Below are 16,469 nucleotides of genomic sequence, written 5' to 3'. Positions count from 1 at the left end.
GGAGCGCCGGGAAACGGAGCACTGGGAAAGCAGAGGGCCTAGTGGCGTTTCTTGCCGTCCAGTTCGTCCCACCACTCGTCGGACTTCGGGTCGCCGGACGGGTCGTCCCACCAGCGGTCTTCCGGGCCGCGCCGGTTGGCGATGATCGCGGCGACCGGCGGGATCACCATGGCGAACAGGCACATCCCGACCGCCGCGGGAACCGACCAGATGCGCACGACGCCCCACGCCAGGACGAACAACCCGATACAGGTGCCCATCAAGGCGAAATACGCGTGACGGCGGCGGGCGTACATACCTTCAGCGTATGCCGAAGGGCCGCACCCCAGGCGTCCAGCCCGAGAGGTGCGGCCCTTCAGCGGTCCCGGTGGTCCGAGGAACCCCAGGGGCCTCAGACCGCGATCGCGACCTCCGCGAGGCCGCCCTGCTGGGCGACGACCGTGCGGTCGGCGGTGGCGCCGGGAACGAGGGCGCGCACGGTCCAGGTGCCCTCGGCGGCGTAGAACCGGAACTGGCCGGTGGCGGAGGTGGGAACCTCCGCGGTGAACTCGCCGGTCGAGTCCAGCAGCCGGACGTAGCCGGTCACGGGCTCGCCGTCGCGGGTCACCTGGCCCTGGATGGTCGTCTCACCGGGCTTGATCGTCGAGGCGTCGGGGCCGCCGGCCTTCGCTCCACACATGTGCTTCTCCAGAGGTCAGATAGGTCGGTCGGGACGGTTTACTTGCCGGAGCCCAGCTCGATCGGCACGCCCACCAGGGAGCCGTACTCGGTCCAGGAGCCGTCGTAGTTCTTGACGTTCTCGACGCCCAGCAGCTCGTGCAGGACGAACCAGGTCAGCGCGGAGCGCTCACCGATGCGGCAGTAGGCGATGGTGTCCTTGCCGAGGTCGACGTTCTCCTCGGCGTAGAGGGCCTTGAGGTCCTCGTCCGACTTGAAGGTGCCGTCGTCGTTGGCGTTCTTCGACCACGGGATGTTCTTGGCGGAGGGGACGTGGCCCGGGCGCTGAGACTGCTCCTGCGGCAGGTGGGCCGGGGCGAGCAGCTTGCCGGAGAACTCGTCGGGCGAGCGGACGTCGACCAGGTTCTGGGCGCCGATGGCCTTCACGACGTCGTCGCGGAAGGCACGGATGGAGGCGTCCTGCGGCTTGGCCTTGTACTCGGTCTTCGCGCGCTCGGGCACGTCCGTGCCGTCGACCAGCTCGCGGGCGTCCAGCTCCCACTTCTTGCGGCCGCCGTCGAGGAGCTTGACGCCCTCGTGGCCGTAGAGCTTGAAGTACCAGTAGGCGTAGGACGCGAACCAGTTGTTGTTGCCGCCGTAGAGGATCACCGTGTGGTCGTTGGAGATGCCCTTCTCCGACAGGAGCTTCTCGAAGCCGGCCTGGTCGACGAAGTCACGGCGCACCGGGTCCTGGAGGTCCTTGGTCCAGTCGATCCGGATGGCGTTCTTGATGTGGTTCTTGTCGTACGCGGACGTGTCCTCGTCCACCTCGACGATGGCGATGCTCGGGTCGTCCAGGTGCTCCTGCAGCCAGTCGGCGTCGACCAGGACGTCGCTACGGCTCATGCTCAATCTCCTCCGGGGCAGTTGCGGCGGGGTGTGCGAGTGCGAGGGGGGCGCACCGGTGCGCGGCGACGTGGTACGCCGGCGTACGGGGCGCGGGGACGGCCCCGGATCAGGTGCGGGGCCGGCGGAGGCGGGAGGCGGAGCTCCCGCTCAGAAGGGGCGACAGAGCATGGCGGCAACGCGGCACAGGTCCACTGCCCGCCGCTTCGTGAGATCCGCCTGTCGCTTCATGTGCCCGATCGTAGGGAGGGACGGGCGGACATGTCACCGGCGTGTCGCATGATGAGATTCGATCGTCCGCACTGTGGGACCGAAGGGGTGTCGAGCCGTCCCGGCGCGGGGTCCGGCGGTCGTCTTCCGTCGCCCCATCTGCGCTGCGGACAGGGGTGTCTCGCCAGTCGGACATCGGGCGGCTCGGGCTCCGCCGGTCACCCGGCCAGCTTGACGTCCGACCCCTTCACCGTGATCTCCACGCCGTCCTTGGCCGCCTGCACCGAGTCCAGCCTGATGTCGCCGGGCAGCTGGTCGATCGCCTGCTGGAAGTCGGTGATCGACCGGAACCGGCTCTCGATCAGCTGCACGCCCGCGAGCCTCGGCAGGGAGTCGGCGTGCACCTGCACCTTGTCGTTCCGCACGGTGACCGAGCTGAGCACGGAGATCGGCTCGGGCAGCAGGGAGAACTTGACGGCGACCCTGATCTTGCCGTTGCCCCCGTACGACAGACCCACCACCTGGGCCTTGATGCCGAAGCCGACGTCGGTGGGCTCGGACTTGGCGGTCTTCAGCAGCTCGTCGTAGGCGATGGTCGCGGTGCCGGTGGCGCTGTCCGCGGTGGCGGAGCTGTAGTCGCCGGAGAACCTCACGCCCTTCATGTCGGCCTTGAGGTCGTCGATACGGATCTTCCGCGTGCCGTCGCCCGTGGCCGCGTCGTAGTCCTTGATGCCGACCTCGACGTCGTCCAGCTCGCCGCTCGCCAGCTGCGTGAGGAACGGGAAGCCGTTGATGGACACGTCCGGGGTGCTCGCCAGGTTCTCCGTGGACCTCAGCTTGTCGGCGGCCTCGTTCTGTGCGAAGTGCACCGCCACCCGGTCGACCACGACGAACAGCACGCCGAGGATGACGACGACGATCAGCAGTACCCGCAGCGCGCGCATCCGGTGTTCCCCCACCTCGGCGGTCGAAGGACGGCCGGGCGGCCGTCCTTCGCGAGCGTAACCCTGGCCGTACACCCGGAGGGGGATTGTCGATCAGCTTTGAGCCCTCCCCCAGCCGAAGCAGGGGATTCCTGACTCAGGAAGCCCCGCAGGTCCGCGACCTGAAAGGTCCTACTCCCTCAGCATCAGCCGGGACGGAACCGGCCCGGTTCGGCACAGCAATTCGAGGCAGCTCGTGCTTGGTTCTCGCAACGAGCCGTTGCGCCGGCTTGACCGTCACTCAGCGTGTTGGCCACCTTGCACCAAGTATGGCTACCCCAGCGCGCGCCCCAGCACCCACACCACCGGTGCCGCCGCCGTCAGCGGGAGGGCGACACCGGCCGTGAAGTGCACGAAGCGTGAGGGGTAGTCGTAGCCGGCCGCGCGATGGCCGATCAGGGCGCACACGGCCGCGCCCGCGCCCAGGAGCGCGCCCTTCGAGCCCAGGCCCGTCATGCCGCCGACGGCGATGCCCGCGCCCGCCGCGGCGAGCAGCGAGACGACCACGGAGGCCGCCGTCGGGATCGGCAGCGCACGCGCGAGGACGGCCACGGCGACCGCCACCGCGCCGACCGCGACCGCGTCGGCGCCGCCCGCCGGATACCCGGCCGCGAGGATCGCCAGCGCGGACGCCGCGACGGTCGCCATCAGGCCGTACATCCGCTCGTCCGGGTCGGCGTGCGAGCGCAGCTGGAGGACCAGGGAGAGCAGCACCCACACCCCGAGCGTGCCGAGGATCGCCGCGGGCGCGTGCTCGCGGCCCGCGCCCAGCACCGCCGCGTCCGCGACGAGCGCGCCCGCGAAACCGAGGGCGATGCCCTGCCGGGCGGGCCACATGCCGTTCAGCCGGAACCAGCCCGCGGCGGTCACGGCCTGGAGCACCACCAGCGGCACGAGCAGCGCGTACGTGCCGATCTCCGCCGCTCCGGCCAGCAGCAGCCCCAGCAGCGCGGTGAGCGCGGCCGGCTGCATGCCGGGTTCGATGACGGGCGAGCGGCCCTCGGCACGGGCGCGCTGGGCGTCGGTGACGCGGGCGTTGCCGGCGAGGGTCGCGGGACCGTAGGCGGGCTCGGCGCCTTCCTGGGCGGCCGTGGCGGAGGGGGCGGCGGGTGTCGCGGACGCCGCGGGCGCCGGAGCCGGCTGGTGGTTCACCGGGGGCAGGTAGGCCGTCTGTGCGGCCGGCTCGGCCGCCGCGGGGACGGGCCGGGCGTGGGTCTGGGTCTCCCAGGTCTGCCCCTGCCACTGCTGCGTGTACTGCTGCTGGTCGGCGTGCGGGTCACCGTACGCCTGCTGCTGCCCGGGCCACGGCTGGGGCTGCTGGGGCTGCTGGGGCTGGAACTGGGGGTTCTGGTGCTGCTGTGGGTGCTGGGGGTGCTGTGCGTACGGATCGTGGCCCTGGTACGGGCTCCCGTACGGGTTGTCGTACGAGCCCTCGTAGGAACCCTGGTACGGGGCACCTGGGGCCCCCGGGGCACCCTCATACGGCTGGTCGGTCATCGCTCACCCTCCTGCGAACGGGGGGAGCACCTCGACCGTGCCGCCCTCGGTCAGCCGTACCGTGTCGTGATCGCGCGTTCCCACGGGGTCGCCGTCGATGAGGAACGAGCAGCGCAGCAGGACGCGGGCGAGTTCACCCGGGTGGCGCTCGCGCACCGCGTCGAGCGCCTCGGCGAGCGTCCCCGCCTCGTACGGCTCCTCGGCGACCCCGGCGGCGGCCTTCGCCGCCGCCCAGTAGCGCACCGTGACCTTTGCCATCTGGTCCCTCGATCGAGTCACTCGGTCATGAACAGGGAAAGGCTAGCCCGCCTGCGCCACGCTCCAGCGCGCGATGCGGTGCAGCAGCTCGTCGGCGGCGGCGTTCTCGGCGTGGCCCATGCCGGGCTCCAGCCAGAGTTCGCCGTGGTCACCGGCGGCCGTGGCCAGCATCCGGGGGTGGTCGAGGGGGAAGTAGGCGTCCCGGTCGCCGTGCACGATCAGCAGGGGCGTGGGCGTGATGAGCGGGACCGCCTCGACCGGGGACAGCGGGACGGGGTCCCAGTCGCGGTGGTGGATGCGGGTGCGCAGGCCGTAGCGGCTCAGCAGGCGGCCCTCGGGGCGCATGACGAGCCAGTGCAGCCGGCGCATGGGGGCAGTGCCCCGGTAGTACCAGCGGGCGGGGGCACTGACGGAGACCACGGCGTCCGTCCGCGCCTCTTCCCGGGCCTCCTGGGCGTCCTTGGCGTCCTGGGCGTCCTCCCGGGCCTCCCGGGCCTCCCCGGCCTTCCAGGCGCCCTCCCGGACCTCCCGGACCTCCCGGGCGTCCGATCCCGGGCCGTACAGCGCCGCGTGCCGCAGCACCACGGAGCCCCCCATGGAGAAGCCGACGGTCGTCACGCGCGGGTGCCCGAGGCCGCGCGCCCACGCCACCGCCGCCGCCAGGTCCAGCACCTCCCGGTCACCGACCGTCGAGCGCCCGCCGGAGGCCCCGTGACCGCGGAAGGAGAACGTGACCACGGCTCCGTACCGGGCCAGCGTCCGCGCCACCCGGCGCACGTGCGGCCTGCCCAGGTCGCCGGTGAAACCGTGTGCGATCACGAACACTCCGCCCGAGCCGCGCCCGCCGGCCGCGCCGGGTTCGTACACGGCTTCGATCGCGACCCCGTCCGCCGCGGTCAGGAACCTCCTGACACGTGTCCGCGGCGGCGTCTCAGACTCCGGGACGATCGTCGAATGCGCCACATGACCTGCCGAATCCGAGCTCATGTCGGCTATTCTGCTGGGAAGAGGACTCGGGCAGCGAAGCCCCCGGGTCCTTTTGTGCTTTCGGAAGCGTTGTATACGACGCGGGAAACCGCAGGTGTACGGGCCGTCGAGCGCACAGTGGCCACCCCGGTCACGGCGGGTCCCAGGGGCGCGGGATTCGCACCACGCAAGGAAGCGACGAAGCAGTGCCGCATACGTCCTCGCCGGGACCCGAGGAGGAACCAGACGCCATGGACGAGCGAACCGTGCACGAACATACGACCCAGGCAGGTGGGGCGCGATGAGTTCACTGCTGCTCCTGACCAACGCCCTTCAGCCGTCGACAGAGGTGCTCCCCGCCCTCGGCCTGCTGCTGCACAACGTGCGCGTGGCCCCGGCGGAGGGCCCGGCGCTCGTGGACACCCCGGGTGCCGACGTCATCCTGGTCGACGGACGGCGCGACCTGCCGCAGGTGCGCAGCCTGTGCCAGCTGCTGCGCTCCACCGGCCCCGGCTGTCCGCTGATCCTCGTCGTGACGGAGGGCGGCCTGGCGGCCGTCACCGCCGACTGGGGCATCGACGACGTGCTGCTGGACACCGCCGGCCCGGCCGAGGTCGAGGCGCGGCTGCGGCTGGCCATGGGCCGCCAGCAGATCGTGGGCGACGACTCACCCATGGAGATCCGCAACGGCGACCTGTCGGTGGACGAGGCGACGTACAGCGCCAAGCTCAAGGGCCGGGTGCTGGACCTCACCTTCAAGGAGTTCGAGCTGCTGAAGTACCTCGCGCAGCACCCGGGGCGCGTGTTCACCCGCGCCCAGCTGCTCCAGGAGGTCTGGGGCTACGACTACTTCGGCGGCACCCGGACCGTCGACGTCCACGTACGGCGGCTGCGCGCCAAGCTCGGGCCCGAGCACGAGTCGCTGATCGGCACCGTACGAAACGTCGGCTACCGCTTCGTCACCCCCGAGAAGAGCGACCGCAGCACGGACGAGGCCAAGAACAAGGCGAAGGCCGAGAAGGCCCGGCCGCCCGCCGACGACACGGACTCCGCGGCCACCGCCGTCCGGGCGGACGCCCGCGCGGAGGCCTGACCCGGGCCGGGCGGGAGCGGGTCCGGGAGCCGGCCCGCGGGGACGGCGGAGTGCGCCCGGGAGAGCCGCTCGGGGCGGCCGGAGTGCGCCCGGGTGCGGGGCCCGGGGCGTACTCGTCGGCGTGGTGGGCGTTGCGGGCGCACATCCAAGCTTTGATACGCCCTGCCCCTGGGCGGATCCATCCGCGTAGACTCCGCGCGTGGCAAAGGTGACTCGGGACGACGTGGCGAGGCTGGCGGGGACTTCCACCGCCGTGGTCAGCTATGTCATCAACAACGGACCCCGGCCGGTCGCCCCGGCCACGCGCGAGCGCGTCCTCGCAGCGATCAAGGAACTGGGGTACCGGCCCGACCGGGTCGCCCAGGCGATGGCCTCGCGCCGCACGGACCTGATAGGGCTGATCATTCCGGACGCCCGCCAGCCCTTCTTCGGGGAGATGGCGCACGCGGTCGAGTGGGCCGCCGCAGAGCGCGGCAAGATGGTGCTGGTCGGCAACACCGACTACGTCGCCGAGCGCGAGGTCCACTACCTGCGCGCCTTCCTCGGTATGCGGGTCTCCGGCCTGATCCTGGTCAGCCACGCGCTGAACGACCAGGCCGCCGCCGAGATCGAGGCCTGGGACGCCCGGGTCGTACTGCTGCACGAGCGGCCCGAGGCCATCGACGACGTGGCCGTGGTCACCGACGACCTCGGCGGCGCCCAGCTCGCCGTACGCCACCTGCTGGAGCACGGCTACGACTACGTCGCCTGTGTGGGCGGCACCGCCGAGACACCGGCCGTGGGCGACCCGGTCTCCGACCACGTCGAGGGCTGGCGGCGCGCGATGACCGAGGCGGGCCTGTCGACGGAGGGACGGCTGTTCGAGGCGCCGTACAACCGCTACGACGCCTACCAGGTCGGCCTGGAGATCCTCTCCGGCCCCGACCGGCCGCCGGCGATCTTCTGTTCCACGGACGACCAGGCGATCGGCCTGCTGCGGGCCGCGCGGGAGCTGCGCATCGACGTGCCGGGCGAGCTGGCCGTGGCCGGGTTCGACGACATCAAGGAGGCGGCGCTGACGGATCCGCCGCTGACCACGGTCGCCTCCGACCGCTCGGCGATGGCCCGGGCAGCCGTGGACCTGGTGCTCGACGACGGGCCGCGGGTCGCCGGGTCGCGGCGGGAGCGGCTGAAGGTGTTCCCGTCACGGCTGGTGGTCCGCAAGTCCTGCGGCTGCGCGTAGCCCCTCCCGGTTCGCCTCTCCGGCTACGCTTCTCCGGCTCGGCTCCCGGGTTCGCCCTTCGCCCGAACCCGGCGACCCGGCCCTCCTCGGCCGCCCTTATTTCGGGCATACGCGGTTCTGTCGGGCTTTTCAGCGGGGACTCACGAAGCTCTCATGATCCCGGGACACTCTCATTGACATGACCGAGAGCTTCCGCCGCAGCGGCGCGTACGAGGATCCCCGGGGTGACGGGCAGGACCCGTTCCCGTACCGGCAGCAGCAGGCGTCCCCGGTGAACGCGGGGAACGCGGGGAACGCAGGGAACGCGGTGAACCCGGAGTGGCCGGCCCCGCCGGCGCATCCTCCGGCCTACCCCCCGGCGTACCCTCCCGCGCAGCCCTCGAAGAAGCGCGCCAAGGGTCCGGTCGCGCTGCTCGCCGCCGTGGCGATCGCCGCCGCGGCCGTGGGCGGCGGCACCGCGTTCGCCTTCCAGGAGCTGACCGGCAAGGACACGGTGGCCTCCAGCAGCACCAGCACCAACGTGGTGCCCACCGGCCGGCGGGGCAGCATCGCGGCGATCGCCAAGGCGGTCAGCCCGAGCGTCGCGGAGATCACCGCCACCCTGGCGGGCGGCACGTCCACCGGCTCCGGCGTGATCATCAGCAGCGGCGGCGAGATCCTCACCAACAACCACGTCATAGCCGGAGCCTCCTCGGTCAAGGCCCGGACCAGCGACGGCAAGACCTACACCGCGCAGGTCGTCGGCACCGACAGCTCCAAGGACCTCGCCCTGATCAAGCTGGACGGAGCCTCCGGCCTGAAGCCGGCGACCCTCGGCAACTCCGACGGCGTCGCGGTCGGCGACCAGGTCGTCGCCATCGGCTCCCCCGAAGGCCTCACCGGTACCGTCACCAGCGGCATCGTCTCCGCCCTCGACCGGGACGTGACCGTCTCCACCGACGAGAACCAGGGACAGGGGCAGGGCGACGGCCAGTGGCCGTTCGAGTTCGGCGGCCGCCACTTCAACGGCGACACCGGGTCCTCCACGACCACCTACAAGGCGATCCAGACCGACGCCTCCCTGAACCCGGGCAACTCCGGCGGCGCGCTCATCGACGCGAACGGCAACATCATCGGCATCAACTCGGCGATGTACTCGGCCGCCGCCGCCTCGGACTCGTCCAGCGCGGGCAGCGTGGGCCTCGGCTTCGCCATCCCGATCAACACCGTCAAGGCCGACCTGGCCAAGCTGCGCTCCGGCTCCCAGAGCTGACCGGAGCCGAAGCGACAGCACCGACGACGGAGCGACAGCCCCCCCCCACCGACACCACCGACAGCGACACCGAGGACGACGACCAGCAGACCCAGCCAGCCCCCGCAACACCTCGCACCAAGGAGTACCGCCATGATCCAGCAGGTCGTGCACGAGTGGACCGAGACCGTCGACGCGAGCGTCCCCGCGGGCGTCTCCCTGACGCTGGCCGTAGCGAAGGAACTCCACAGTCCGGCGGACAACCCCGCCGACCGCCCCGCGCTGCCCCCCGCCGCCGTCCCCCAGCTGATGGGACTGCGCACCCCCGCCGGGCGCTCGCGCCGCCCCAAGGTGCCGCTGAGGCGGCTCACGGCCCTCGCGGCGTGACAGGCGCGAGGCACCCCGGCGGTGTGACAGGCCGCGAGGTCCCGTGCCCCACCCGGCGGGCGCGGAACGTGCGAGGCTGGGGGCGTCCCTGCCGCTCCCCTGCCGACCGGCCCCAGGAAAACCGAGGAACAACGACCGATGAGCCCCCTCGACGGCGACCGTGACCGCGACCGCGACCGTGACCCCCAGCGCATCCTGATCGTCGACGACGAGCCGGCGGTGCGCGAGGCACTCCAGCGCAGCCTCGCCTTCGAGGGCTACGACACCGAGGTCGCGGTCGACGGCGCGGACGCCCTGGAGAAGGCGAACGCGTACGGACCGGACCTGGTCGTCCTCGACATCCAGATGCCCCGCATGGACGGCCTGACCGCCGCCCGCCGTATCCGCGGGGCGGGCGACACCACCCCGATCCTGATGCTGACGGCCCGCGACACGGTCGGCGACCGGGTCACCGGGCTGGACGCCGGGGCGGACGACTACCTGGTCAAGCCGTTCGAGCTGGACGAGCTGTTCGCCCGTATCCGCGCCCTGCTGCGCCGCAGCTCCTATGCCGCGGCCGTGGCGGGCGCGGCGGACGAGGGCGACGCGCTCACCTTCGCCGACCTGCGCATGGACCTGGCCACCCGCGAGGTCACGCGCGGCGGACGCCAGGTGGAGCTGACCCGCACCGAGTTCACGCTGCTGGAGATGTTCATGGCCCATCCGCGCCAGGTGCTCACCCGTGAGCAGATCCTGAAGGCGGTCTGGGGCTTCGACTTCGAGCCGTCGTCGAACTCCCTGGACGTCTACGTCATGTACCTGCGCCGCAAGACCGAGGCCGGCGGTGAGCCGCGCCTCGTCCACACGGTGCGCGGGGTGGGGTACGTCCTGCGGCAGGGCGGCGCGGAGTGAGCAAGGTCGGGCGCCGGTTCCGCTCGCTGCCCATCCGCTCGCGACTGGCGCTGCTGGTGGCGGCGGCGGTGGCGTTCGCGGTGGCGGCGGTCTCCATCGCCTGCTGGTTCGTCGTGCAGAGGCGGCTGTACAGCGAGGTGGACTCCCGGCTGGGGAGCTACGGCCGGGTGACCGCCACCACGGCGTCGTCGCTGGCCGCCAACTGCACGCAGACCACGGACGACTCGACCGGCGACATGCAGCGCTCGTTCCTGTACGTGCAGCTGGTGACGGCGCAGGGCCGGTTCTGCGTGGACCCCCGCTCCGAGGGCGTGATCAAGGTCAGCGCCGTGGACAAGAAGGTGGCCGCCGACCCGAGCGTGCGGCAGCGCACCTTCCACACCGCCACCGACACGCAGGGCAACAACGTCCGGGTGATGACCCTCGCCGTTCCGACGGGCCCCGGCCCCGACGCCGAGGCCTACCCGGGCATCGCCTTCATGCTCGCCCTGTCCCTGGAGGACACCGAGAAGACCCTCAACGACCTGGCCCTGCTGCTCCTGCTCGTCTCCGGCCTGGGGGTCGTCGGTTCCGGGGCCGCCGGCCTCGCCGTCGCCCGCGCCGGTCTGCGCCCCGTCGACCGGCTCACCGAGGCCGTCGAGCACGTGGCCCGCACCGAGGACCTGACCATCCGCATCCCGGTGGAGGACGACAGCGAGGACGAGATCGCCCGCCTGTCCCGCTCCTTCAACTCGATGACGTCCGCCCTGGCCAGCTCCCGCGACCTGCAGCAGCAGCTGATCGCGGACGCGGGCCACGAGCTGCGCACCCCTCTGACCTCGCTGCGCACCAACATCGAGCTCCTCTCCCGCAGCGAGGAGACCGGCCGCCCGCTCCCGGAGGCCGACCGCAAGGCGCTGCTGGCCTCGGTCAAGGCGCAGATGACGGAGCTCGCCTCACTGATCGGCGACCTCCAGGAGCTGTCGCGCTCGGAGGGCCAGCGGGGCGAGCGGGTCCAGGTGATCGCGTTCCACGACACCGTGGACACGGCGCTGCGCCGCGCCCGGCTGCGCGGCCCCGAGCTGACCGTCACGGCGGACCTGGACCCCTGGTACGTACGGGCGGAGCCGGCGGCCATGGAGCGCGCGATCGTCAACATTTTGGACAACGCGGTGAAGTTCAGCCCCGAGGCCGGCTCGGTCGAGGTGCTGCTGGCCGACGGTGTCCTCACGGTCCGCGACCACGGACCCGGCATCGCCGCCGACGAACTCCCCCACGTCTTCGACCGTTTCTGGCGCTCCCCGAGCGCCCGCGCGCTGCCCGGCTCGGGCCTGGGCCTGTCCATCGTCGCCCGCACGATCCAGCAGGCCGGCGGCGAGGTCGCCCTCGCCCCGGCCGAGGGCGGCGGCACGGTGGCGACCGTACGGCTGCCCGGGGCGCCCACTCCGCCGCCGGAACTGCCCGAGTTGCCGGAACAGCCGGAACAGCCCGAACTGCCGTGACCCGTGGCAAGCCGACCGCCCGATCCGGTGGTCGTCGGTAGTCTCGGACGCATGACCAGCGACGACACCGCACCGATCGCCCGCTCCCTGGAGTCCGTCTCCGCTCTCTCCCCCGACCAGGCCGAAGCCGTGCTCGGCCTGCTGGCGGAGGCCGCCCGCACCGACGGGCAGCAGGCGGTGTCCGAACAGGGCCGGCTCCAGCTGCGCGGCGGTGCCCGGGAGGGCGTCTCCCATCTGCTGCTGAGCGTCGACGGCGAGCTGGTCGGCTACGCGCAGCTGGAGGACACCGACCCCGTGGAGGCGCCCGCCGCCGAGCTGGTCGTCCATCCCGCGTACCGCGGCCACGGGCACGGACGCGCGCTGGGATCGGCGCTGCTGGCCGCCTCCGGCAAGCGGCTGCGGGTGTGGGCGCACGGCGGTCACTCCGCCGCCCGGCACCTGTCACAGGTGCTCGGGCTGACCCTGTTCCGGGAACTGCGGCAGATGCGTCGCCCGCTGGCCGGCCTCGACCTGCCGGAGCCGGTGCTGCCGGAGGGGGTGACGGCACGGACCTTCGTCCCCGGCCAGGACGACGCCGCCTGGCTCGCCGTGAACGCGGAGGCGTTCGCCCACCACCCCGAGCAGGGCTCCCTCACCCAGCGTGACCTCGACGCCCGCAAGGCGGAGCCCTGGTTCGATCCGAGCGGGTTCTTCCTGGCCGAGCGCGAGGGCCGGCTGGTCGGCTTCCACTGGACCAAGGTCCACGCGGCCGAGGGGCTCGGCGAGGTCTACGTCCTCGGGGTCCGTCCCGGGGCACAGGGCGGCGGCCTCGGCAAGGCCCTCACGCTGATCGGCCTGCGCCACCTGGCCGCGCAGGGCCTGCCCACCGCGATGCTCTACGTCGACGCCGACAACAAGGCGGCGGTGTCGGTCTACGAACGGCTCGGCTTCACCACGTACGAGACGGACCTCATGTACCGCACGGAGACGTGACGGCGGCATCCGGTCACCTCGAGTGACACAGGGCCCGGGGGCTGCCGCTGATCCCTGTGGGCCGCCCCCCGCTATCCGGCACGTCATGTCTCCGTAACCGGCGATTCAGACGGTCTTGCGACGCTCACTCAATGAGACCCGCCGTGCCAGAGCCTTCGCCGCCCCCCGAGGGGATCGCAGCCGTGCTCCCGCCCGCGCTTTCCGACGCGCCTGTCTTCCCCCCGGCGCGGAAGAATGGGTTCATGAGCCAGTCAGACACCCAGGCCGCAGCACAGGTCCCGCACGTCCAGCCCTCCGTGGGCTCCATAGCCGCGCACCGCCCGCACACCGTGGCGGCGGCGGTCTCCGACCTGGACCCCGATCTCGACGCCGACCTCGACACCTACGAGGTGACGGACGCCGAAGGGGAACAGCTGCCGCAGGGCCGGTTCCTGGACCGGGAGCGCAGCTGGCTCGCCTTCAACGAGCGGGTCCTGGAGCTCGCCGAGGATCCGAACACTCCCCTGCTGGAGCGGGCGAACTTCCTCGCGATCTTCGCCAGCAACCTCGACGAGTTCTTCATGGTCCGGGTGGCCGGCCTCAAGCGCCGTATCGCCACCGGAGTCGCCACCCGGTCCGCCTCCGGCCTCCAGCCGCGCGAGGTGCTGGAGATGATCTGGGCCCGCTCCCGCGAGCTCATGGCCCGGCACGCCGCCTGCTACCACGAGGACGTCGCCCCCGCCCTGGCGGAGGAGGGCATCCACCTGGTCCGCTGGAGCGAGCTGACCGAGAAGGAGCAGGCCCGCCTGTTCACCCTCTTCCGGCAGCGCATCTTCCCCGTGCTGACCCCGCTGGCGGTCGACCCGGCGCACCCCTTCCCGTACATCTCCGGCCTCTCCCTGAACCTGGCCGTCGTCGTACGCAACCCGGTCACCGGCCACCGCCACTTCGCCCGCGTCAAGGTGCCGCCGCTCCTGTCCCGCTTCCTGGAGAGCTCCCCGGGCCGCTACGTCCCCCTCGAGGACGTCATCGCCGCCCACCTGGAGGAGCTGTTCCCGGGCATGGAGGTCCTGGAGCACCACACCTTCCGCCTCACCCGCAACGAGGACCTGGAGGTCGAGGAGGACGACGCCGAGAACCTGCTCCAGGCCCTGGAGAAGGAGCTCATGCGGCGCCGCTTCGGGCCGCCGGTGCGCCTGGAGGTCGAGGAGTCCATCGACCGCGAGGTGCTCGACCTCCTCGTGCGCGAGCTGAAGATCAGCGAGGCCGAGGTGTACCCGCTGCCCGGCCCGCTCGACCTCACCGGCCTCTTCCGCATCCACAGCCTCGACCGGCCCGAGCTGAAGTACCCCAAGTTCGTCGCCGGCACCCACCGGGACCTCGCCGAGGTGGAGTCGGCGTCCGCGCCCGACATCTTCGCGGCGCTGCGCCAGCGGGACGTCCTCCTGCACCACCCGTACGACTCCTTCTCCACCTCCGTCCAGGCCTTCCTGGAGCAGGCGGCGGCCGACCCGGACGTCCTGGCCATCAAGCAGACCCTGTACCGCACCTCCGGCGACTCCCCGATAGTCGACGCGCTCATCGACGCCGCCGAGGCCGGCAAGCAGGTCCTGGTCCTGGTGGAGATCAAGGCCCGGTTCGACGAGCACGCCAACATCAAGTGGGCGCGCAAGCTGGAGGAGGCCGGCTGCCACGTCGTCTACGGCCTCGTGGGCCTGAAGACCCACTGCAAGCTGTCCCTGGTGGTCCGCCAGGAGGGCGACGACACCCTGCGGCGCTACAGCCACGTCGGCACCGGCAACTACCACCCCAAGACCGCCCGGCTGTACGAGGACCTCGGCCTGCTCACCGCGGACCCGCAGGTCGGCGCGGACCTGTCCGACCTGTTCAACCGCCTCTCCGGCTACTCCCGCCGCGAGACCTACCGCCGGCTGCTCGTCGCGCCCAAGTCCCTGCGGGACGGCCTGATCTCACGGATCAACAAGGAGGCCCAGCACCACCGCGCCGGGCGGCCCGCCTCCATCCGCATCAAGGTCAACTCGATGGTCGACGAGGCGGTCGTCGACGCGCTCTACGGCGCGGCCCAGGCCGGAGTGCCCGTCGACGTGTGGGTGCGCGGCATCTGCGCGCTGCGCCCCGGCGTACCGGGCCTGTCGGAGAACATCCGCGTCCGCTCGATCCTCGGCCGCTTCCTGGAGCACTCGCGGATCTTCGCCTTCGGCAACGGCGGCGAACCCGAGGTCTGGATCGGCAGCGCCGACATGATGCACCGCAACCTCGACCGCCGTATCGAGGCCCTGGTCCGGGTCACCGACCCGGCCCACCGAGCCGTGCTCAACCGGCTCCTGGAGACCGGCATGGCCGACACCACCGCCTCCTGGCACCTCGGCCCGGACGGCGAGTGGACCCGGCACGCGGTCGACGGTGACGGCCAGCCCCTGCGCAACATTCAGGAGACGCTCATAGACGCCCGGAGGCGCCGGCGTGGCACAGCAACACCTTGACCCGACGGACCCCACGGCCGCCGGTCCGGTGGCCGTCGACGCCCTCGCGGGTTATCTGCGGGCGCAGGCAACGGAGTTCCTCCGCGCCCTGCGCCTGCACCGCGAGACGGGCGGCGGCGCCGCGGGCGGCAGCGAGGAGTCCGTCGACGCGGCCCGGGCCCTGCGCCGCGCGGCCCGCCGCATCAGCGGCACCCTGCACACCTTCCGCCCCCTGCTGGACGAGACCTGGGCGGAGGAACTCCGCCCCGAACTCGCCTGGCTCTCCGGCACCCTGGCCCGAGAACACGCCTACCAGGCCCGCCTGGAAAGGCTCTTGCAGGCACTCCACAGGCTGTCACCCGGGGGAGCCGGGGGCAGTCGTGCCGATGCAGGGGATGCGGCTGCGGGCAGTCGTGCGGACGCAGGAGACGTAGCCGCGGGCAGTCGTACCTCCCCCCGTGCCGAACGCCTGGGAGGTACCCCCAGGGCGGCACGGGTGGGCGATGGGGGTGCCCCCGCGCGAGCTCGTTCGAGCGTGGGGGAGGCAGCCGGCAGCGCCGGAACCGTTCCCCACCCACCCGCACCCGACCGCGGCAACGGCAACCTCACCGTGGGCGCGGCAAAAGCAGGCGCCCTCCTGGACCGCCAGCTGACGCTGGCCCGCACCCGCGCCCACTCCACAGCCCTCCAGGCGCTCGGCTCCAGCCGCTTCCACGCCGTCGCCGACAAGGTCGCCGTCCTCGCCAGTGACGTCCCCCTCACCCCCACCGCACACACCATGGCCCCCCATCCGCTCGCCACCGCCGCCGAGGAACGCCTGACGGACGCCGTCGCCGCGCTCCCCCTCGTCACCGCGGGCAGCCCGTACAACGCGGCCGCACTGGTCCACGGCCTGTCCCCGGACCCGTCCCCGCATCCCCAGGACGCCCCCTGGCACCAGGTCCGCCTGCTGCTGCGCCTGCACCGGTACGCCCAGGAGGCACTGCACGCCGTCGACGGTGAGGGCGCCCCCGTGGACGTACGGCTTCTGGCGGCCAGCCGCGCCCTCGACCGGCACCGCGACGCCTCGGAGGCGGCGGCCGCCGCGGCCGCGGCCGCCCGTACGCCCCGCATCGCCCCGGCGACGGCGTACGCGCTCGGCGTGCTCCACGCGGATCAGCGCCACGAGGTGGAGGCGGCCAGGTTCGCCTTCCAGCAGGTGTGGCAGATGCAGGCGATCGGCGCGAACTGAAGGCCACGGACTGAAGGAGGCG

17 protein-coding genes are annotated in these 16,469 nt (G+C 72.3%); 9 read left to right on the top strand and 8 right to left on the bottom strand.

The annotated features are described in order from the left end of the window. Positions 1-38 precede the first annotated feature (38 nt). The 8 genes from R2S09_RS30875 to R2S09_RS30845 form a co-directional block, all read right to left on the bottom strand. A complete protein-coding gene (locus tag R2S09_RS30875; protein ID WP_030164685.1) occupies positions 39-296 on the bottom strand; it encodes a DUF3099 domain-containing protein in 258 nt (85 codons plus the stop codon). Between the two features lie 95 nt (positions 297-391). Continuing rightward, positions 392-679 (bottom strand): DUF1416 domain-containing protein, encoded by a 288-nt coding sequence (locus R2S09_RS30870; protein WP_010351646.1) that lies wholly within the window; start codon positions 677-679, stop codon positions 392-394. Positions 680-717: 38 nt separating this feature from the next. Then, entirely contained in the window at positions 718-1,563 is an 846-nt protein-coding gene (locus R2S09_RS30865; protein WP_306191370.1) for a sulfurtransferase, read from the bottom strand. A gap of 150 nt (positions 1,564-1,713) precedes the next feature. Then, positions 1,714-1,794, bottom strand: coding sequence for an Ms5788A family Cys-rich leader peptide (locus R2S09_RS40680; RefSeq protein ID WP_350751515.1), 81 nt, complete (start codon positions 1,792-1,794; stop codon positions 1,714-1,716). Between the two features lie 197 nt (positions 1,795-1,991). Continuing rightward, positions 1,992-2,717, bottom strand: coding sequence for a DUF2993 domain-containing protein (locus R2S09_RS30860; protein WP_306191368.1), 726 nt, complete (start codon positions 2,715-2,717; stop codon positions 1,992-1,994). A 312-nt stretch (positions 2,718-3,029) separates the two neighbouring features. Then, positions 3,030-4,253 (bottom strand): hypothetical protein, encoded by a 1,224-nt coding sequence (locus R2S09_RS30855; protein ID WP_316744569.1) that lies wholly within the window; start codon positions 4,251-4,253, stop codon positions 3,030-3,032. A gap of 3 nt (positions 4,254-4,256) precedes the next feature. Further along, positions 4,257-4,511: a MoaD/ThiS family protein gene (locus R2S09_RS30850; RefSeq protein WP_030164669.1), complete on the bottom strand. Its 255-nt coding sequence runs from the start codon at positions 4,509-4,511 to the stop codon at positions 4,257-4,259. 42 nt (positions 4,512-4,553) lie between these two features. Then, positions 4,554-5,498: an alpha/beta fold hydrolase gene (locus R2S09_RS30845; protein ID WP_316744567.1), complete on the bottom strand. Its 945-nt coding sequence runs from the start codon at positions 5,496-5,498 to the stop codon at positions 4,554-4,556. 280 nt (positions 5,499-5,778) lie between these two features. On the opposite strand from R2S09_RS30845, the gene R2S09_RS30840 reads away from it, so the two are divergent. The 9 genes from R2S09_RS30840 to R2S09_RS30800 all read left to right on the top strand — a co-directional run bounded on the left by R2S09_RS30840 (position 5,779) and on the right by R2S09_RS30800 (position 16,447). Next, positions 5,779-6,570: a response regulator transcription factor gene (locus tag R2S09_RS30840; protein WP_306191364.1), complete on the top strand. Its 792-nt coding sequence runs from the start codon at positions 5,779-5,781 to the stop codon at positions 6,568-6,570. 199 nt (positions 6,571-6,769) lie between these two features. Continuing rightward, a complete protein-coding gene (locus R2S09_RS30835) occupies positions 6,770-7,792 on the top strand; it encodes a LacI family DNA-binding transcriptional regulator (RefSeq protein WP_306191363.1) in 1,023 nt (340 codons plus the stop codon). Between the two features lie 178 nt (positions 7,793-7,970). Next, positions 7,971-9,044, top strand: coding sequence for a trypsin-like peptidase domain-containing protein (locus R2S09_RS30830; protein ID WP_316744565.1), 1,074 nt, complete (start codon positions 7,971-7,973; stop codon positions 9,042-9,044). 132 nt (positions 9,045-9,176) lie between these two features. Continuing rightward, a complete protein-coding gene (locus R2S09_RS30825) occupies positions 9,177-9,410 on the top strand; it encodes a hypothetical protein (protein ID WP_306191361.1) in 234 nt (77 codons plus the stop codon). Positions 9,411-9,548: 138 nt separating this feature from the next. Next, positions 9,549-10,301 carry a response regulator transcription factor gene (locus R2S09_RS30820; protein WP_306191360.1) on the top strand — a complete coding sequence of 251 codons (753 nt, stop codon included), beginning with the start codon at positions 9,549-9,551 and terminating at the stop codon, positions 10,299-10,301. Beyond that, complete coding sequence (locus R2S09_RS30815) at positions 10,298-11,782, top strand: HAMP domain-containing sensor histidine kinase (RefSeq protein WP_306191359.1); 1,485 nt, start codon at positions 10,298-10,300, stop codon at positions 11,780-11,782. The genes R2S09_RS30820 and R2S09_RS30815 overlap by 4 nt, the downstream gene beginning before the upstream one ends. 51 nt (positions 11,783-11,833) lie before the next feature. After that, positions 11,834-12,754: a mycothiol synthase gene (mshD, locus tag R2S09_RS30810; protein ID WP_306191358.1), complete on the top strand. Its 921-nt coding sequence runs from the start codon at positions 11,834-11,836 to the stop codon at positions 12,752-12,754. Between the two features lie 131 nt (positions 12,755-12,885). Further along, positions 12,886-15,237, top strand: coding sequence for an RNA degradosome polyphosphate kinase (locus R2S09_RS30805; protein ID WP_306191355.1), 2,352 nt, complete (start codon positions 12,886-12,888; stop codon positions 15,235-15,237). Then, entirely contained in the window at positions 15,218-16,447 is a 1,230-nt protein-coding gene (locus R2S09_RS30800; RefSeq protein WP_316744562.1) for a CHAD domain-containing protein, read from the top strand. The genes R2S09_RS30805 and R2S09_RS30800 overlap by 20 nt, the downstream gene beginning before the upstream one ends. Positions 16,448-16,469: the final 22 nt, after the last annotated feature.

It is taken from the genome of Streptomyces sp. MK7 (assembly GCF_032658145.1).
GTDB classification, from domain to species: Bacteria; Actinomycetota; Actinomycetes; order Streptomycetales; family Streptomycetaceae; genus Streptomyces; species Streptomyces spiralis.
The sequence above is the reverse complement of the archived record's forward strand: the minus strand, read 5'-3'. Positions and strand labels throughout refer to the sequence as shown.

Coding starts and splice junctions, on each gene's coding strand:
- R2S09_RS30875 (WP_030164685.1), bottom strand. CDS start 296: ATGTACGCCCGCCGCCGTCACGCGTATTTCGCCTTGATGGGCACCTGT.
- R2S09_RS30870 (WP_010351646.1), bottom strand. CDS start 679: ATGTGTGGAGCGAAGGCCGGCGGCCCCGACGCCTCGACGATCAAGCCC.
- R2S09_RS30865 (WP_306191370.1), bottom strand. CDS start 1,563: ATGAGCCGTAGCGACGTCCTGGTCGACGCCGACTGGCTGCAGGAGCAC.
- R2S09_RS40680 (WP_350751515.1), bottom strand. CDS start 1,794: ATGAAGCGACAGGCGGATCTCACGAAGCGGCGGGCAGTGGACCTGTGC.
- R2S09_RS30860 (WP_306191368.1), bottom strand. CDS start 2,717: ATGCGCGCGCTGCGGGTACTGCTGATCGTCGTCGTCATCCTCGGCGTG.
- R2S09_RS30855 (WP_316744569.1), bottom strand. CDS start 4,253: ATGACCGACCAGCCGTATGAGGGTGCCCCGGGGGCCCCAGGTGCCCCG.
- R2S09_RS30850 (WP_030164669.1), bottom strand. CDS start 4,511: ATGGCAAAGGTCACGGTGCGCTACTGGGCGGCGGCGAAGGCCGCCGCC.
- R2S09_RS30845 (WP_316744567.1), bottom strand. CDS start 5,498: ATGAGCTCGGATTCGGCAGGTCATGTGGCGCATTCGACGATCGTCCCG.
- R2S09_RS30840 (WP_306191364.1), top strand. CDS start 5,779: ATGAGTTCACTGCTGCTCCTGACCAACGCCCTTCAGCCGTCGACAGAG.
- R2S09_RS30830 (WP_316744565.1), top strand. CDS start 7,971: ATGACCGAGAGCTTCCGCCGCAGCGGCGCGTACGAGGATCCCCGGGGT.
- R2S09_RS30825 (WP_306191361.1), top strand. CDS start 9,177: ATGATCCAGCAGGTCGTGCACGAGTGGACCGAGACCGTCGACGCGAGC.
- R2S09_RS30820 (WP_306191360.1), top strand. CDS start 9,549: ATGAGCCCCCTCGACGGCGACCGTGACCGCGACCGCGACCGTGACCCC.
- mshD (WP_306191358.1), top strand. CDS start 11,834: ATGACCAGCGACGACACCGCACCGATCGCCCGCTCCCTGGAGTCCGTC.
- R2S09_RS30805 (WP_306191355.1), top strand. CDS start 12,886: ATGAGACCCGCCGTGCCAGAGCCTTCGCCGCCCCCCGAGGGGATCGCA.